The organism is Intrasporangium oryzae NRRL B-24470, assembly GCF_000576595.1.
Classification (GTDB): Bacteria; Actinomycetota; Actinomycetes; order Actinomycetales; family Dermatophilaceae; genus Intrasporangium_C; species Intrasporangium_C oryzae.
Genome location: NZ_AWSA01000014.1, coordinates 53,508 through 70,845 on the forward strand (window position 1 = coordinate 53,508; position 17,338 = coordinate 70,845).

Sequence of the window (17,338 nt, forward strand, 5' to 3'; positions counted from 1 at the left end):
CCGAGAGGTGTTCACACCGTACACACCAGGCGGCACCCTCAGCAGGCCACGAGGACGAAGAACAGGAAGCAGATGAACGCGCGTCGATCGCCGATGTCCGGCGGCAGCAGTTCGCGCGGGGTGCTCGGTGAGAAGGGCGGCTCACTGATGACGGCGATGCGGAAGCCCGCTTCGGTGAACGCGTCGCTCATGGCGTGCAGCGGCCGGTGCCAGTACGTGAGGACTGCGCGTTGGTCGTCGAAGGTGTACTCCTCCGAGTACTGCGTCACGGAGAAGTAGTCCGCACTCGGGTCGCTCGACTCGAGGATGCGGGGATGGTTGACCGACAGGAGAAGGCGGCCACCGGGCTTGAGGACGCGCCGCAGCTCGGACAGTGGTGCCGTCCAGTCCTGCAGGTAGTGCAGCACGAGGGAGACGACGACATCGTCGAACGCTGCGTTGGCAAACGGCAGGGGCCGGCTGAGGTCGGCCACGAGCAGGTCGGCGTCGTCACCGAGCCGCTGTCGTGCCAGCTCGAGCATGGCCGGGCTGGAGTCGAAGCCGGTCACGATGGCGCCCTTGGCGCGGAGGTCCTCGAACAGAGGTCCGGAGCCACATCCGGCATCGAGCACCCGATGTCCCCGGACATCGCCGGCCAGCTCGATCATCGCCGGTCGCGCGTAGTACTTGTTGAAGAGACCTGACTCGTTGGCTCTGGCGTAGCTCACGGCGAAGCTGTCGTAGTGGTCGGCCCTCACAGAGTCCTCGCTCCCGTTGGGTGCTCCCCGGGCGGGAGCGAACCCGTGCAAGGGTGGCACGACCACAGCCGATTCTCCCGTCCAAGTTCGTCGCACGCGCCAGAAGCGTTCCCAAGCGAGCGGCCGGGGAGGATGCTGAACCCATGGCCGACACCACGGCGCAGAAGGGCATGGCCGTCCCGCTGGCGGCCTTCGCGGCCGGCGCAGTCGTCGCACTCCTCATCGGGGTGTTCGGCGCGGCTCACCAGCCGACCGCCAGCGGCACCACCGCCCTCGGTTTCCAGAGCGTCATCGACATGAAGGTCGTGCTCTCGACGGTCATCGGCGTCCTGGCCCTGCTCCAGATCGTCGGGGCCCTCTGGCTCTACGGCCGGCTCGGGATCGCGGCTCCCTCGTGGCTGGGCATGGCCCACCGGGTCACCGGGGTCGTCGCCATCGTGATGACCACCTTCGTCGCCTACACGTGCCTGTGGGCTCTCGGCCTGCAGACGGGCCAGGGGGTGTCGACGCGAACGGTCGTGCACGGCATACTCGGCTGCGCCGTCTTCGGAGCCGTGGTCGTGAAGGTGGTCGCCGTCCGCTCCCGACGCGCGCCCGGGTGGCTCATCCCGGTCGCGGGCGGCCTCCTCTTCGCCGTCCTCATAGGCGTCGTCCTGACCTCGGCCGTCTGGTACATCGCTCAGGTGGGCTGGCCCGGCTCGGGCACCTACGGCTGAGCCCGCTGGCGTATGCCGCTGGGCCCGTCGAACAGCCGGCCAGACGAAGAGTGCTGGGCGACCGGACGGGCGTGCCAGGGCCGATGACGCGGAGACCACGCCGCGGGCGCGGCCTACACGCGGGGTCCGCGCCTCACTAGGCTCGCGAGAGGAAAAGGGCGACATCAACGACCGGCCCACCGGAGCCGCGGACCATGGGAGCTGACCTGATGAGCACACCGATCGACCCCACGACCACGACCGCCTGGGCTCGCCTGACCGAGCTGAAGGGCCGCGAGATCGACCTCCGGTCGGCGTTCGCCGACGACCCGGGCCGCGCCGAGCGTCTCACCCACACGGCCGCCGACCTCCACGTCGACCTGTCGAAGAACCTCGTCGACGGCGACATCCTCGCCGCCCTCGTCGACCTCGCCGAGCAGGTGGGCCTGACCGAGCGGCGTGACGCGATGTTCGCGGGCGAGAAGATCAACGTCACCGAGGACCGCGCCGTCCTCCACACGGCGCTTCGCGCCCCGGCGGACGCCGACATCGAGGTCGACGGCGAGAACGTCGTCCCGCTCGTCCATGCCGAGCTGGCCAAGGTCTACGCCTTCGCCGAGAAGGTTCGCAGCGGCGAGTGGCGCGGCGTCACCGGCAAGCCGATCGAGATCGTCGTCAACATCGGCATCGGCGGCTCCGACCTCGGCCCGGTCATGGTCTACGAGGCGCTCCAGCCCTACGTCCAGGCCGGCCTGACGGCCCGCTTCATCTCCAACATCGACCCGACCGATGTCGCCGAGAAGACGAAGGGTCTCGACCCCGAGACGACCCTCTTCATCGTCGCCTCCAAGACCTTCACCACCCTCGAGACGCTGACCAACGCCCGCCTCTGCCGGGCCTGGCTCCTCGACGGCCTTCGAGGCGCCGGTGCCATCGACGACTCGGAGGACGAGGCGTCCGAGGCGATCGCCCGGCACTTCGTCGCGGTCTCGACGGCGCTCGACAAGGTCGCCGAGTTCGGCATCGACCCCGCCAACGCGTTCGGCTTCTGGGACTGGGTCGGCGGCCGCTACTCCGTCGGCTCCGCCATCGGCACGGTCCTCGCCGTGACGATCGGCCCCGAGAACTTCGGCGACTTCCTCGCGGGGATGCACGCCATCGACCGCCACTTCGTCGAGGCCGACCTCGCCGAGAACGTCCCGGCCCTGATGGGCCTGCTCAACGTCTGGTACGTCGACTTCCACGGCGCGGGGAGCCACGCCGTGCTGCCCTACGCGCAGTACCTCCACCGCTTCCCTGCCTATCTCCAGCAGATGACCATGGAGAGCAACGGCAAGAGCGTGCGCTACGACGGCTCACCCGTCACGACCGACACGGGCGAGGTGTTCTGGGGCGAGCCCGGCACCAACGGCCAGCACGCCTTCTACCAGCTCATCCACCAGGGCACCCGGCTCATCCCCGCCGACTTCATCGCCGTCGCGACGCCCGCCAACCCGCTCACCGACGGCGACAGCGACGTCCATGAGCTCTTCCTCGCCAACTTCTTCGCGCAGACGGCGGCGCTCGCGTTCGGCAAGACGGCCGACGAGGTCCGCGCCGAGGGGACGGCCGAGGAGATCGTGCCTGCGCGCGTCTTCCCCGGCAACCGGCCGACGACGTCGATCATGGCTCCCGCCCTGACGCCGTCCGTCGTGGGTCAGCTCATCGCCCTCTACGAGCACATCACCTTCACGCAGGGCGTCGTCTGGGGCATCGACAGCTTCGACCAGTGGGGCGTCGAGCTCGGCAAGCAGCTGGCCAAGCAGGTCACCCCCGCCGTGGCCGGTGACGAAGCCGCGCTCGCCGAGCAGGACGCCTCGACGCAGTCGCTCGTCCGCTACTACCTCAGCCACCGCGCACGGTAGACGCGGCCGGGTCCGCGGCCCGCCGCCTGGCGGGGCGCGGACCGAGCACCGACCGACCCCCCGCTCGCGACGCCCGCCACTCGAGGACGAGCAGCGCGAGCGCGGTCACCACGACGAACGTCCACATCACCGCCGAGAGAGCCCCCGAGCCGGCGGCCCTCGTCGCCCCCGTGAGGTTGTAGAGCGCGTGCCAGACGGCGACGGCGAGGATGCTGCCGCCGGTGCCGTTGTAGAGCCACGTCAGCACGACTGCTCCCGCGAGCAGACCGAACACGAACACGGGGACCATCGCGGGCGGGAAGTCCTTGTAGCTGCGCAGGTAGAAGAACTGCGGCACGTGCCATCCGGCCCACGCAGCCGCCAGGATGAGCGTCGCCGTGAGCGGCCCGAACCGCCGCTGCAGCTGGGGAAGGGCGTAGCCGCGCCACCCCGTCTCCTCGCCGAACCCGTTGACGAGGAACACGACCGTCCAGACGCCGATGAGCCCGAGCCCCAGAGGTATGCCGCTGAAGCTCGCGACGTCGTCCCGCGCCGGGACGTCCAGGCCCGCCACGGCCATGACCGCGAGCACGACGAGGAAGAAGAGGAGCGGACTCACCGCGGCGACCCACCAGCGCCACCCGATCTGCCACCGGACCATGCGACGCACGAGGTCCCCGACCCCGGCACGTCCCTCGGTCGACGCTGTAAGGACGAACGCGGCGAGCATCGGCCCGACCAGGCTGGGCAGCTGCGTCGGCCACCCCACACCCTGCTCGACGGTGTGGCCGGTCGCGGCCCACGGGATGACCCAGGCCCAGCTGATCGCGTACGACAGCACGAAGAACCAGAGCACGCGTCGACCGGGTGATGCGTGCCCTCGGATGGTCCGGTCCTCATCGATGCGGTCCGGTAGGGGCATGGCACCAGTCGATCGCCTCGGCTCCCGCCGAGACAGGGCCGAAGGTACCGACGACACGCGCGGCTAGCGCGCGAGAGCCGGCGGAACGATCGACGGGGCTGCGACGACCCGGTCGCCGCGCCCGCGAGAGCCGGTCACACCCAGATGGCCGCCGCGATCCCGTCGGAGAACCGCTCCGGCGTCTCCGGCAGCGACGTCGCGAGCCCGGCGGCGTGGCGCGCAGCCGTCCACGCGACCGCGCAGGCGTCGATGACGTCGTCAGCGGCATACCCGCTGCCGGAGAGCACGGACGGGGACGCGATCCCCGCGGCGGCGAGCGCGGCGAGGCGGGCCCGGCGCCCCTCGTCGGTCTTCTTGTTCGCCAGGACCGGGGCTCCGGTCATCGTCGCGAACGACAGCTCTGGGTGCACCTCGATCACCGACACCGTCGGGCGCGAGCGCACCCATGCGTCGACGTCGAGGACCTTCTCGCGCAGCGCGAAGGCCTGAGCGCCGACCCCCTGGCCCGATGCGGCCCGGTTGGCGGCATCGGCCTCCAGCCGGGTCCCGGCGAGGTAGGCGGCTCGGGTGAGCGTCGTGAACACCGACGACGACTTGCCCTTGAGCGCCCGACGCGCCAGGACGTCGGCCTGACGAGTCGTGCTGTCGGGCAGGCCGATCGGGATGTCGATCCCGACGACCTCGATGCCGAGCGACTGTCGCACCAGCTCGACGAGCTCGGCGACCGTCGCCGCGACGACGACCCGCGGCCGGGGTGCACCCGGTTCGAGGACCGCGCCGACCCACCCGGACCGGCAGCCGTCGACACCGAGCACCGGCACGGTCACCTCGACCGGGTCGGGGACGGACGGGGGAGCGGGGGCGATCTCCAGCGCCGGCGCCTTCGCGCTCGACCCTCGAGACGACTCGACCGGATAGCGGACGGCGTTGCGCGCGCCCTTGGACTCGAGCGCTGCGTCGAGGTCGATGCCGAGCACGTCGACGAGCCGAAGGAGGTACGTCATCACGTCGGCAACCTCGTCGAGCACGTCCTGCCGGCGCTCGCCCGCCATGACCGCAGCCGACTCCTCCGGCGTGAGCCACTGGAAGATCTCGACGAGCTCGGCGACCTCGACCGACAGCGCCATCGCGAGGTTCTTCGGGGTGTGGAACACGTCCCACTCCCGCTCGTCGGCGAAGGCACGGATCCGTGCCTGCCATACATCCGTGTCCATGGCACCACCCAACCGCACCTCGTGGGAGCGTCGCGACACCTCCGCAGCCTCTAGCCTTGCGCCATGGGCATCGCCGAGCACTTCGTCGCCATCCCGTCCCCGACGCCGCACGCCGAGGCCCAAGCCCACGGCGCGACGGGAGTCGCCGTCTACTGGCGCCCCAACTGCCCCTTCACGATGCGGCTGCGAGCCAAAGTGCGCCGGCACAGCGAGCAGATCGCCTGGGTCAACATCTGGGAGGACGCCGACGGGGCGGCGTGGGTGCGCTCGGTCAACGACGGCAACGAGACCGTCCCGACGGTCCTCATCTCCGGAGTCGCCCACACGAACCCGGACCCGGCGCTCGTCGTCGCTGCGCTGGCGCGCTGACCGAGCCGCGTCTCGGGTGGCGGGCCCAGCGGCATACGGCGCCCGTATGCCGCTCACCGCGGCCCGCGCCGACGGCGGGGTCAGCGGGGCGCCGGCTCGCGGCGGAGGCGCGCCCGGACGGCGTCGGTCGCGGTACGCAAGCCTCCGACGGGGGCGAAGGCCCGCGCGGCGTCGGTGAGGGCCTGGTGCGCGGCGGGGTCGAGGTCGATCTCGGCGGCGGCGACGTTGAACTCCAGCTGCTCGACGCTCGACGCGCCGGGGATGACGACGACCTGGGGAAGGCCGAGGAGCCAGGCGAGCGCGACCTGGGCGGGCTCGACGCCGTGCGACCCCGCCACCTCGCGCAGTGTGGCGAGGAGCGGCTCGGCCCGGCGGAGGTTCTCCGTGCCGAAGAGCGGGTTCGCCGCGCGGACGCCGCCCGGGCGGTGGGAGACGGAGTAGCGACCGCCGAGGAGGCCCTGCGCGAGCGGGCTGTACGCGATGACGATGCGACCCTCTCGTTCGGCGAACGGCACCAGGTCGTCGAGCGGGGCGGGGTGCGCGAGCGAGAACTGCACCTGGTTGCTGACGACCGGCCGGCCGAGGGCCGCGTCGGCGCGGCGCCACCGGTCGAGGGAGTAGTTCGAGACGCCCACGGCGCCGATCCGGCCGGCGTCGAGGAGCTCACGCAGGCCGGGCATCGTCACCGAGTCGGGGACCACGGGGTTCGGCTGGTGCACCTGGTAGAGCGGGATCGACCGCACGCCGAGCCGGCGCGCGCTCGCCTCCGCGCGACGCCGGACGACCGGCGGGAAAGGGGCGAGCGGGAAGAGCTTGCTCGCCACGACGACCCGCTCGCGGTCGTCGCCGAGCGCGTCGGCGAGGATCCGCTCGCTCCGGCCGAAGCCGTAGATCTCGGCCGTGTCGAAGAGGGTCACCCCGAGCTCGCGGGCCCGCCGCACGATGTCGATCGCCACGCGGGAGGCGTAGCCGTCGCCGTATCCCCACTCGCGCGATCCGAACTGCCACGTCCCGAGCCCCACCCGGCTGACCGGGCCCAGCCCGTCCACCTCGACGAATCTCATCCCTGAAGTCTGCCCTGCGGGCCGCGTCGCCGCGCGCCTGCTCGTGCAGGCGCGCCCCGGACGCGTGCCCGGTCGTGCAGAGAGAGCCGAGCAGGGACCATCGGCCCTGCCCGGCGCGGGTGCGGCGGGGTTACACCTCGGGTGGAGGTGAGCACCATGTTCGGTGGGCACAGCGAGTTCGATGACCGGGTCGACGCGGGACGGCAGCTGGGCCGCCAGCTGCGGCACCTCCACGACAGCGATCCCGTCGTCGTCGGCCTCCCGCGAGGCGGGGTCCCGGTCGCCTTCGAGGTCGCCGAGGCGCTCCACGCGCCGCTCGACGTCCTCGTCGTGCGCAAGCTCGGCGTGCCGTTCCACCCCGAGATGGCCATGGGCGCCATCGGGGAGGGCGGGGCCCGCGTCGTCGACACGGACCTCGTCACCCGGCTCGGGCTGGGACTCCAGGACGTCGCCGCCGTCGAGGAGAAGGAGCGCGCCGTCCTCGCGCGGCGCCTCGCGCTCCTCCGCGCCGGCCGGCCGGCGATCCCGCTCGAGGACCGCACGGTCGTCATCGTCGACGACGGGCTCGCCACGGGCGCGACCGCGCGGGTCGCGTGCCGCATCGCGCGGAACCGCGGGGCGGCCCGTGTGGTGCTGGCGGTCCCGGTCGGCGCGCCCGACCGGCTCCGGGAGCTGCCCGAGGCCGACGAGGTCGTCGCGGTGACAGCACCCCGGCGCTTCCGGGCCGTCGGCGAGCACTACCGGCACTTCGGGCCGACGACCGACGACGAAGTCGTGCACCTCCTCGACGAGGCCGCACGCCTCGGGGAGATCCGGTCCCTGGCCCGGCCGCTCCGCTCGGCCGCCGACCTCGAGCAGCTCGTCGACCGCGCCCGCGACAGCCGGTTCGTCTGCCTCGGGGAGGCCTCGCACGGGACCCACGAGTACTACCAGTGGCGGGCCGAGATCACCCGTCGCCTCATCGAGACGGGCGACTTCACGTGGATCGGGGTCGAGGGTGACTGGCCCGACTGCTGGAGGATCAACCGGTGGGTCCGCGGGCTCGCCGAGCAGGACCTCGACGCCGTCGCCGTCCTCGCCGAGTTCGAGCGCTGGCCGACGTGGATGTGGGCCAACCGCGACGTCGCCGACTTCCTCGCCTGGCTCCGAGCCTGGAACCTCGCCCGTCCGGCAGGGGAGCGTGTCGGCTTCTACGGACTCGACGTCTACTCCCTCTGGGACTCCCTCCGTGAGGTCATCACCTGGCTCGAGGCCCACGCGCCGCAGGCCCTCGGTGCGGCGATGGAGGCGTGGCAGTGCTTCCTGCCGTTCCACGAGGACCCGCACCGGTATGCGTACAGCACCCGTCTCGTGCCGGAGACGTGCGAGGCGGACGTCGTCGGGCTCCTCGTCGAGGTGCGCCGGCGCACCCTCGAGTCGGCCGCCGGCGACGAGGTCGCCTTCGCGGCGGGGCAGAACGCGGAGGTCGCCGCGGGGGCCGAGCGCTACTACCGCGCGATGGTCCGCGGTGACCGGACATCGTGGAACGTCCGAGACCTCCACATGGCCGACACGATCGACCGGCTCACCGATCACCTCGGGCCGGAGTCGAAGGGCATCGTCTGGGAGCACAACACCCACGTCGGTGACGCTCGCGCGACCGACATGGCGCGGGCCGGCATGGTCAACGTCGGCCAGCTCGTCCGCGAGCGCCACCACGACGAGGGTGTCGTCCTCGTCGGGTTCGCGGGACACCGCGGCACGGTCGTCGCCGGCTCCGGGTGGGGTGAGCCCGAGGAGGTCATGCAGGTGCCGCTCGCCCGGGCGGGCACCCACGAGGACCTCCTCCACCGGGCCCTCGGCGAGCCGTCCGTGCTCGTCTTCGGGCCGGACCGGTCCGGGCCGTGGCTCTCGTGCTGGCTCGGCCACCGCGCGATCGGTGTCGTCTACGCGCCGGAGCGCAGTCGCGGCAACGAGGTGCCGACGCGGATGGGCGCCCGCTACGACGCCCTCGTCTGGTTCGAGGAGACACGTGCCCTGCAGCCACTCCACCACGAGGGCCGCCCGGTCGAGCCCGAGTACGAGACCGAGCCCACCGGCTTCTGATATGTCGGTGCCGGGGTTCACCCCGGTTCACCCCACCACGACGTATGCCGCCGGGTCGGCTCGCGGGCCCACCCGGCGGCATACGGCCCCTCGGGTCCGGGACGCGGCAGCGCACTCGGCGCCGGGCATGGCAGGCGTTTGGGCTGCGTCGGGGGCTCGCCGGGTGGACGATGAGCCATGACGACGCCGCACGGTGACGAGGCCGAGGCCCCAACGGGATCCGCCGGCCAGCTCCTCCGCGACCTCCTCACCTCCCAGTCGGCCGAGCTCCGGCGCCGCGACGAGGCGGTCCGCGCGTCCGAGCCGGGCTCGGTCCACGCGATGCGCATCGCCGCCCGCCGGCTGCGGTCGACCCTGACGACCTACCGACCGCTTCTCGACCGAGAGCAGACCGACCCCCTGCGCGAAGAGCTGCGCTGGCTCGGGCAGACCCTCGCCCGCGCCCGCGACGCGCAGGTGCTCGCCGCGCGCTTCGACGCCCTCCTCGACGCCGAGGATCCCGACCTGCTTGCCGGACCGGTGAGGGAGCGCATCGACGCGACGCTCCGAGCGGCCTACGACACCGGGCTCGAAGAGGGACGCCAGGCGCTCCTGGGGGAACGGCACGCACGACTTCTCGAGGGTCTGGCCCGGCTCGCCGAGGCGCCACCCCTGCTCGACGACGCGACCGGGCGGGCCCGCCCCGTCGTCCGCCGGCTCCTGCGCCGCGACACGAAGCGGCTTCGCAAGGCCGTCCGCGCCGTCGAGAGCGTCAGCGATCCCACCGAGCGAGACCTCGCCCTTCACGAGGCACGCAAGAAGTCCAAGCGGGCGCGGTACGGCGCCGAGTCCGCGGTCCCGGTGCTCGGCGCTCGCGCCACGCGGTATGCCGTGTCCGCCAAGCGGGTGCAAGACGCGCTCGGCGAGCACCAGGACACGGTGGTCGCCCGGCAGTGGCTGCGTGAGTTCGCCGCGACGGCCCACGCCGCCGGGGAGGACACGTTCACGTACGGCCGGCTGCATGCCTTCGAGCAGGAGCGGGCTGCCGTCGCCGTGCGGGACTTCGAGGGCGCGTGGAAAGCCTTGAACCGCAAGAAGATCCGTCGGGTGCTCAAGGGCTGACGGGCGCCGGAGCGGGCGGCTCGGGGTCAGCAGGAAGGATCAGCCGGCGCGGCGCACGAGCGCCACCCGCCACGTCTCGGGGCCCTGCTCCAGGCGCTCCATCGAGAAGACGCCGGGCTCGCGTGCCTCGACCTGTGCGAGCAGTCGCGCCGGGTCGTGCGGCGCCACGACGACGAGCCCGCGTCCGGGGGCGAGGCTGTCGAGCGCGCCGAAGATCGTCGCGTGGCGGATCGCGTGCGGGATCACGCGGGCGTCGAGCTCGGGGAGCGCCCCCGGGTCGTCCGCGCCGCACGTGCACGGGTGGTCGCCCTCCTCGGCGTGACCCTGCTTCTCGGGGTGCTCTCCCTCGTGGGCGCTGGGCGTGCCACCGACGAGCTCGTGGAGGCCCCCGAGCAGGTCGGCCACCGAGGTCGAGGGGTCTGCGGTGAGGAGTGGGAGGACGAGCGTGTTCTCCTTGGCGAGGTGGCCCTCGAAGACGACCTGCAGGGCCCGCGCCGCCGCGGCCGCCGCGACCGGCTCCGTCGCGTCGGAGATCTCGCGCACGAGGCCGAGGATCACGGCGTGCTCCGCGACCATGCCGCCGATGAGGAGGCGACCCTCGGGAAGGGCGCGCGCAGCGGCATACAGCGTCGACTCCTCGGCGAGGGCGTGCGGGACGAGCTCGTCCTCGCTCCACGTCACGAGCGCCCCGGCGGCGTCGACCGCCGCACGCTCACCGCGGGCCGCGGACTGCAGGACGGCGCTGACGCGAACGGCGAGCGCCCCCGCCATCGCGGCATGGTGCTGCTCGACAGCGGCGGCGGCGCGGGCGTCCGCCTCGGTCGAGGCGATGGACAGGTGGCTCATGGGTGACCTCCGGGTGAGGGCGACACATCGTCGGTTGGCGGTGCGCTCCGATTTTACTACACTGAGTTCCGTGGAAAAAAAGAGGACCACCCCCGACGTCTCGACGGGACCCGAGGCCCCGGGGTGGGGGCCGTTGCCCGCCGTCCCCGATGCGCCGCCGCCACTCCTCTCGGGAGCGCGTCGCACCGTGCTCGAGACCCTCGAGTCGTATGCCGCCCCCGTGACCCTCGCGGAGCTCGGCGAGGCGACCGCGCTGCACGTCAACACGCTCCGGGAGCACCTCGACGGGCTCGAGGGCGACGGTCGCGTGCGTCGGCGCCGGGCCGTACCGAGCGGGCGCGGACGTCCGGCCTGGCTCTACGAGGCCGTCGTCGCCACGCCGGGCCGCCGCGCCATGGAGCACGCAGGTCTGGCCACGGCGCTCGCGGCGGCGATCCACCGGACGAGCGCCGACCCGCGGGCCGATGCGATCGAGGCGGGGGTCGCCTGGGGCCGCGAGCTGGTGGGGGGCACGACGGACGACACGACGGACGGCACGACGGCCGGCACGACGGACGACTCCGTGGGCGGCGTCCGAGTCGGTGGCGATGGCGGCGACCCGGAGGGTCGCCGCCGCGTCGTCGCCCTGCTCGACGAGCTCGGCTTCGCCCCGGAGATCGACTCCACGGTCAGCGACGTCCGGCTGACCCGATGTCCTCTCCTCGACGCCGCCCGGCGCTATCCGGACGTCGTCTGCGGCGTCCACCTCGGCATCGTCCGGGGGGCCCTCCAGACCTGGGGGCGTCCGGCCGAGGGGGCCGAGCTGCTCGCGTTCTCCGAGCCCGGGGCGTGCCGCCTGCGCCTGGCATCAGCGTCCCTCGAGGGGTCGGCGTCATGACGGCGTCCGATCTCTCGCGGGGCTCGCAGCCCTCCCGCGGGTCGTCCGGTTCACGAGTGCTGCGTGACGCGCCCGCGGTCGTCTGGCTCGTCGCCACGGGCCTCGTCGCGCTGGCCCGTCCCGTTCTCCACGCGCCGACGTGGCTGCTCATCCACCTGCTCCTGCTCGGTGCGGTCAGCCACTCCGTCCTCGTGTGGAGCGCGCACTTCGCCGACGCGCTCCTGCACACGCCCCACAGCCAGGGGGACCTCCGGGCCCGGTCATCCCGCCTGGTGCTGCTCAACGCCGGCGTGCTCTGCGTCCTCGTCGGGGTTCTCGCGGAGTGGTGGCCGCTCACCCTCGTCGGCGCCACCTCGGTGGCCGCCGCGGCCGCCTGGCACGGCGCCGCGCTCTTCCGGCAGCTGCGAGCGGCCCTGCCTGCGCGCTTCGCCGTGACGGTCCGCTACTACGTGTGTGCCGCGCTGATGCTCCCCCTGGGAGCAACCTTCGGGACCATCCTGGCGCGGATCGAGGAGGACTCTGCGCCCAACCTCGTCGTCGCGCACGTCACGGTCAACGTGTTCGGCTGGCTCGGGCTGACCGTCCTCGGGACGCTCCTGACGTTCTGGCCGACGATGCTGCGCACCCGGATCCCCGGCGGCGCAGAGCGCGCCGCCGCCCGGGCTCTTCCTGTCGTCGTCGGGGGGCTCGTCATCACGGTGACGGCGGCGTTGGTCGGGTGGCTCACGGTCGCCGCGCTCGGGCTCGTGGTCTACCTGGCCGGCCTGGCGATGCTCGCCGTGCCGTTCGTCGCGGCCGCCCGGCAGCGGCCGCCACGATCCTTCGCCACCCGCTCGGTCCTCTCCGGCCTCGTGTGGCTCGTCGCGGTGATCGTCCTGCTCACGATCGCCCTGCTCACCTCGCCGACGTGGGAGAAGGCCGAGGACCTCCTGTCAGCTGCCAGCCCGGCGCTCGCGGTGGGCTTCGGTGCACAGCTCCTCGTCGGGGCGCTCTCGTATCTCATGCCGGTCGCCCTCCGCGGTGGTCCGCACGTCGTCCGGGCGACGACGCGCGCGATCGAGCGCGGTGGCCTGCTCCGGCTCGCCCTGACGAACGTCGGCCTCCCGCTCGCCCTGCTCCCGTGGCCGGAGCCGGTCCGGACCGTGGGAGGTGCCCTCGTGCTCGTCGGCCTCGGGTCCTTCCTGCCCCTCATGGTCTCCGCGGTCCGCGTCTCGGTCCGGGCGAGGGCCGACCGCGCCTCGCGCGGGGCGGCTCTGTCCGAGCGGGAGGTGCCCAAGCGGGAGGTGCCCGAGCGGGCGCGCCGCGAAGGGTGACTCCTGACGGCGACTCCCGTGTGGTCGGGTGGTGTCACGGTTTGATACGTCACGAGTGTTACATCTAGACGCGACGCGGCACGATCTGTAACGTGCGCAACGGCCGATTCGCAGCGCAGCGAATCACTCCACGCGACCGAAGGATCACCGCCGTGACTGCACGCCCCATCTCCGTCCTTGCTGCCCTCGCCGCTGGAGCCGTGCTCCTGTCCGGCTGTGGGGGCCCCACCTCCGCAGAAGAGACCACGCCCTCGAAGGGCGCCTCGGCCGCCGCTCCGGTCACCGTCGCCGGGATCGCGATCTCGGTCGACGGGGCCGCCCGCAAGGCCGTCCCGCAGAAGTTCCTCGACGCCGGCACCGTGCGCGTCGCGACCGACGTCCCCTACGCCCCCTTCGAGATGTTCGTCAGCGAGGGCTCGCAGGACATCACCGGCGTCGACCACGACCTCGGCCAGGCGATCGGCGCCAAGCTCGGCGTGAAGTTCGTGTTCACGCCGCAGAAGTTCGACGGCATCATCCCGGCCGTCCAGGCCGGCAAGTTCGACGCCGTCATCTCCGCCATGACCGACAAGAAGGAGCGCCAGGCCGCGCTCACCTTCGTCGACTACTCCGCGTCGGGCACCGGCGTCCTCGTCGCGAAGGGCAACCCGGAGAAGATCACGACCTACACGGACCTCTGCGGGAAGAAGGTCGCCGTCCAGGCCGCGACGAACCAGCTCGACCTCGCCACCGCGTGGCAGAAGGAGTGCACCGCGGGCGGCAAGGGCGAGATCCAGATCCAGCAGTTCCCGAAGGACTCCGACGCGCAGCTCGCGATCAAGGCCGGCAAGGTCGTCGCCGCCCTCGCCACGAAGCCCGCGGCCGGCTACTCGGCCAAGACGACCGACAACGGCAACGCCTTCGAGGTCGTCAACGACCCCGCGGCCCCGACGGGCTACCAGTCCACGCCCAACGGCATCGGCGTCGCCAACAAGGACAAGGAGCTGGCGACCGCGATCCAGCTCGCGCTCCAGTCGCTGATGGACGACGGCTCCTACACCAAGATCCTCGCCACGTACGGCGTCGAGGGCATCGCCATCGACAAGGCGACCATCAACGCCGCGACCAGCTGACGTGTCCGTGCACCTGTCAGAGTCCACCTCGGAGACCCGGGACGGCGGCCCGGCCGCCGTCCCGGGCCAGCCGGGCGCGCCGGTCCTCGAAGCGGTCCCCGTCCGCCATCCGGGTCGCTGGGTCGCCGGGGCCCTCGTCGGCGTCGTCACCCTGTCGGTCGTCGTCAGCCTCGCCAAGAACGAGAACCTCGACTGGCCGACCGTCTGGCACTACCTCCTGTCCGACCTCGTCCTCTCGGGCCTCTGGACGACGATCTGGCTGACGGCGGCTGCGATGGCCGTCGGTCTCGTCGGGGGAGTCGTCGTCGCGGTGATGCGCCTCTCCCCGAACCCGGTGCTGCGCGTCGTGTCGGGCGCGTTCGTCTGGGTGTTCCGCGGCACGCCCGTCCTCGTCCAGCTCATCTTCTGGGGCTTCCTCGGCGCGTTCTACCCGACGACGACGATCGGGATCCCCTTCACCGACGTCGTCTTCTTCGAGGGCTCGACGAGCGACCTCGTGCCGGCCACGGTCGCGGCCCTCCTCGCGCTCGGCCTCAACGAGATGGCCTACGCGTCGGAGATCATCCGCGCGGGCATCCAGTCGGTCGACGCCGGCCAGACGGAGGCGGCCCACAGCCTCGGCATGACGCCGGGGCGCACGATGCGCCGGATCGTCCTCCCGCAGGCGATGCGCGTCATCATCCCGCCGATGGGCAACGAGACGATCACCATGCTCAAGACGACCGCGCTCGTGTCGGTCATCTCGGGCCACGACCTCATGTCCAACATCCAGGCCGCGTACGCGCAGAACTTCAAGGTCATCCCGCTGCTCGTCGTCGCGAGCATCTGGTACCTCGCCCTCACCACGCTGCTCTCCGTCCCGCAGTCCTGGCTCGAGGCCCGCTACGGCCGTGGCGTCGCCGGGGCCCGTCAGGGGGCCTTCGCCCGTCTCGTGGCGAGCCGTCAGCCCAAGGAGCCCATCGCATGACCACCACCAGCACGACGTATGCCGTCCAGCCGGGTCCCGACGCCGGCGCGGACGCCGCGGGGTCGGGTCTCCCGATGGTCCGGGCCGAGCAGGTCTGCAAGCGCTTCGGCCAGAACGAGGTCCTCACGGGCATCGACCTCGAGGTCGGGCGCGGCGAGGTCGCCGTGCTCCTCGGCCCCTCGGGCTCGGGCAAGTCGACCTTCCTGCGGTGCATCAACCACCTCGAGAAGATCGACTCCGGCCGGCTCACCGTCGACGGCGACCCGGTCGGCTACGTCGAGCGCGGCGGCCGGCTCCACGAGCTGCGCGAGAAGGAGGTCGCCGCGCGCCGGACCGAGATCGGCATGGTCTTCCAGCGGTTCAACCTCTTCCCCCACATGACGGCCCTCGAGAACATCGTCGAGGCACCGACCCAGGTGCGCCGGGAGTCGAGGCGCGACGCCGAGGAGCACGCACGGGCCCTGCTCGAGCGGGTCGGCCTCGCCGACAAGGCCAAGGCCTACCCGAGCGCCCTCTCCGGCGGCCAGCAGCAGCGCGTCGCGATCGCCCGCGCCCTCGCGATGCGCCCGAAGCTCATGCTCTTCGACGAGCCGACGTCGGCGCTCGACCCCGAGCTCGTCGGTGACGTCCTCGATGCCATGCGGGACCTCGCGGCCGACGGGATGACGATGGTCGTCGTCACGCACGAGATCGGCTTCGCCCGTGAGGTCGCCGACCTCGTCGCCTTCATGGACGGGGGCGTCATCGTCGAGTCCGGCGCGCCCGATCAGGTGCTCGTCGATCCCCGCCACGAGCGCACCCGCGCCTTCCTCTCCAAGGTCCTCTGAACGCATGAGTCTCCACACCACGGCCGACCCGTCGGCCCTGCTCCTCCATGCCCGCGACCGGCAGGCCGACTTCGTGCGCGACCTCGCGCACCTCGTCTCCATCGACTCAGGCAGCCGCAACGCCGCCGGCGTCGACCGGGTGGGCTCGTGGGCGGCCGACCGCCTGCGCGGGGCGGGGTTCGACGTCGCCCGCCACCCGGCATACGACCGCGGTGGCGAGCTGCTCGGTCACGTGGTCGTGGGCCGACGCGCGGGCTCAGGGGGCTCGCGCGTCATGGTCTTCGCGCACCTCGACACCGTCTTCGCCGATGGCACCGCGGCGGCGCGCCCCTTCCGGGTCGAGGGCACGCGCGCGCTCGGTCCCGGCGTCAGCGACGACAAGGGCGGCCTGCTCGCCGGCCTCTATGCCGTCGACGCGCTCGACGCGCTCGGTGGGGACGCCTTCGGCGAGCTCGTCGTCGTCCTGACGCCCGACGAGGAGATCGGCGCCCCAGGGAGCGCCGCCCTGCTCCGGGAGCTCGCGGCCGAGTGCGATGTCGCCCTCTGCCTCGAGTGCGCCCGCGAGAACGGCGACCTCGTCGGCGCGCGGAAGGGGGTCGCGGACCTCCACGTCACGGTCTCGGGACAGGCCGCCCACTCGGGCGTCGAGCCCGACCGGGGTGCGAGCGCGGCGGTCGAGGCGGCCCGCGTCGTTCTCGCGCTCGCCGAGCTCGACCGGACCCGTCCGGGCCTGACCGTCAACGTGGGCGTCGTCCGCGCGGGCACTCGGCCCAACGTCGTCGCCAGTGAGGCCACGGTCGTCGCGGAGGTTCGCGGTGCTCACCTCGATGACATCGAGCAGGTCATCGAGGCCGCCCGGACGCGGATCTCGACTCCGGGGACAGCCGGGACGCGCCTGCGCCTCGACGTCCGGGACGCCTGCCCGCCCCTCGAGTGGACCGAGGCGACCGGGCGGCTCGTCGCCCTCGCCCGCGAGGTGGGCTCTCCGCTCGGGATCGACGTCCGGGCGGCCGTCACCGGCGGGGTGTCCGACGCGAACATCGTCGCCGCCGCGGGCTGCCCGACCCTCGACGGGCTGGGGCCGATCGGCGGCGACGACCACAGCGAGTCCGAGTGGCTCGACCTCTCGAGCGTCGCACCCCGGATCGCGCTCCTCGCCGGCCTCATCGCGCGACTCGGCGCCGGCCCCACGAACTGATCCACCCGCTGCATCACCTGCACCGCTGCACTGCCTGAACCGCTGCACCGCCTGAACCGCTGCACCGCCTGAACCGCTGCACTGCCTGAACCGTTGCACCGCCGCACCAACGCTGCACGTCCTGACCC

16 protein-coding genes are annotated in these 17,338 nt (G+C 72.6%); 11 read left to right on the plus strand and 5 right to left on the minus strand.

Features of this window, described 5'->3' with window-relative positions; all coding sequences use genetic code 11:
* Positions 1 to 38: 38 nt before the first annotated feature.
* Positions 39 to 737 (minus strand): class I SAM-dependent methyltransferase, encoded by a 699-nt coding sequence (locus tag N865_RS08300; protein ID WP_084328065.1) that lies wholly within the window; start codon positions 735 to 737, stop codon positions 39 to 41.
* Between the two features lie 143 nt (positions 738 to 880).
* Between N865_RS08300 and N865_RS08305 the strand changes: the two genes are divergently transcribed.
* Positions 881 to 1,453, plus strand: a complete 573-nt coding sequence (locus tag N865_RS08305) for a DUF6529 family protein (protein WP_051510351.1) — start codon at positions 881 to 883, stop codon at positions 1,451 to 1,453.
* Between the two features lie 209 nt (positions 1,454 to 1,662).
* Positions 1,663 to 3,336 carry a glucose-6-phosphate isomerase gene (gene pgi, locus N865_RS08310; RefSeq protein ID WP_034804116.1) on the plus strand — a complete coding sequence of 558 codons (1,674 nt, stop codon included), beginning with the start codon at positions 1,663 to 1,665 and terminating at the stop codon, positions 3,334 to 3,336.
* Here the strand turns inward: pgi and N865_RS08315 are convergent.
* A complete protein-coding gene (locus N865_RS08315; protein WP_169735721.1) occupies positions 3,317 to 4,171 on the minus strand; it encodes a CPBP family intramembrane glutamic endopeptidase in 855 nt (284 codons plus the stop codon). The two genes, pgi and N865_RS08315, sit on opposite strands and share 20 nt — an antisense overlap.
* 200 nt (positions 4,172 to 4,371) lie before the next feature.
* The gene (locus N865_RS22250) at positions 4,372 to 5,451 is read right to left on the minus strand and encodes a DUF429 domain-containing protein (RefSeq protein WP_084328066.1); all 1,080 of its coding nucleotides are present in this window, start codon (positions 5,449 to 5,451) and stop codon (positions 4,372 to 4,374) included.
* A gap of 63 nt (positions 5,452 to 5,514) precedes the next feature.
* On the opposite strand from N865_RS22250, the gene N865_RS08330 reads away from it, so the two are divergent.
* Positions 5,515 to 5,820 (plus strand): glutaredoxin domain-containing protein, encoded by a 306-nt coding sequence (locus N865_RS08330; RefSeq protein WP_084328067.1) that lies wholly within the window; start codon positions 5,515 to 5,517, stop codon positions 5,818 to 5,820.
* 80 nt (positions 5,821 to 5,900) lie between these two features.
* Here the strand turns inward: N865_RS08330 and N865_RS08335 are convergent, their stop codons facing one another.
* The gene (locus N865_RS08335; protein ID WP_034804002.1) at positions 5,901 to 6,884 is read right to left on the minus strand and encodes an aldo/keto reductase; all 984 of its coding nucleotides are present in this window, start codon (positions 6,882 to 6,884) and stop codon (positions 5,901 to 5,903) included.
* Between the two features lie 156 nt (positions 6,885 to 7,040).
* Here N865_RS08335 and N865_RS08340 point away from each other — a divergent pair, with 156 nt between their 5' ends.
* Positions 7,041 to 8,969: an erythromycin esterase family protein gene (locus N865_RS08340; RefSeq protein WP_157557618.1), complete on the plus strand. Its 1,929-nt coding sequence runs from the start codon at positions 7,041 to 7,043 to the stop codon at positions 8,967 to 8,969.
* A gap of 177 nt (positions 8,970 to 9,146) precedes the next feature.
* Complete coding sequence (locus N865_RS08345) at positions 9,147 to 10,070, plus strand: CHAD domain-containing protein (protein ID WP_051510352.1); 924 nt, start codon at positions 9,147 to 9,149, stop codon at positions 10,068 to 10,070.
* Positions 10,071 to 10,109: 39 nt separating this feature from the next.
* Here the strand turns inward: N865_RS08345 and N865_RS08350 are convergent, their stop codons facing one another.
* Complete coding sequence (locus tag N865_RS08350) at positions 10,110 to 10,916, minus strand: DUF2249 domain-containing protein (RefSeq protein ID WP_034804003.1); 807 nt, start codon at positions 10,914 to 10,916, stop codon at positions 10,110 to 10,112.
* 70 nt (positions 10,917 to 10,986) lie between these two features.
* Here N865_RS08350 and N865_RS08355 point away from each other — a divergent pair, with 70 nt between their 5' ends.
* The 6 genes from N865_RS08355 (at position 10,987) to N865_RS08380 (ending at position 17,210) form a co-directional block, all read left to right on the plus strand.
* Entirely contained in the window at positions 10,987 to 11,793 is an 807-nt protein-coding gene (locus tag N865_RS08355; protein WP_211244878.1) for a helix-turn-helix transcriptional regulator, read from the plus strand.
* Positions 11,790 to 13,106 (plus strand): hypothetical protein, encoded by a 1,317-nt coding sequence (locus tag N865_RS08360; RefSeq protein ID WP_157557619.1) that lies wholly within the window; start codon positions 11,790 to 11,792, stop codon positions 13,104 to 13,106. The genes N865_RS08355 and N865_RS08360 overlap by 4 nt, the downstream gene beginning before the upstream one ends.
* Positions 13,107 to 13,258: 152 nt before the next feature.
* Positions 13,259 to 14,218 (plus strand): ABC transporter substrate-binding protein, encoded by a 960-nt coding sequence (locus N865_RS08365; RefSeq protein WP_034804007.1) that lies wholly within the window; start codon positions 13,259 to 13,261, stop codon positions 14,216 to 14,218.
* Between the two features lies 1 nt (position 14,219).
* A complete protein-coding gene (locus tag N865_RS08370; protein WP_245603708.1) occupies positions 14,220 to 15,185 on the plus strand; it encodes an amino acid ABC transporter permease in 966 nt (321 codons plus the stop codon).
* A 74-nt stretch (positions 15,186 to 15,259) separates the two neighbouring features.
* Complete coding sequence (locus N865_RS08375; protein ID WP_034804134.1) at positions 15,260 to 16,012, plus strand: amino acid ABC transporter ATP-binding protein; 753 nt, start codon at positions 15,260 to 15,262, stop codon at positions 16,010 to 16,012.
* Between the two features lie 4 nt (positions 16,013 to 16,016).
* Positions 16,017 to 17,210 carry a M20 family metallopeptidase gene (locus tag N865_RS08380; protein ID WP_034804009.1) on the plus strand — a complete coding sequence of 398 codons (1,194 nt, stop codon included), beginning with the start codon at positions 16,017 to 16,019 and terminating at the stop codon, positions 17,208 to 17,210.
* Positions 17,211 to 17,338: the final 128 nt, after the last annotated feature.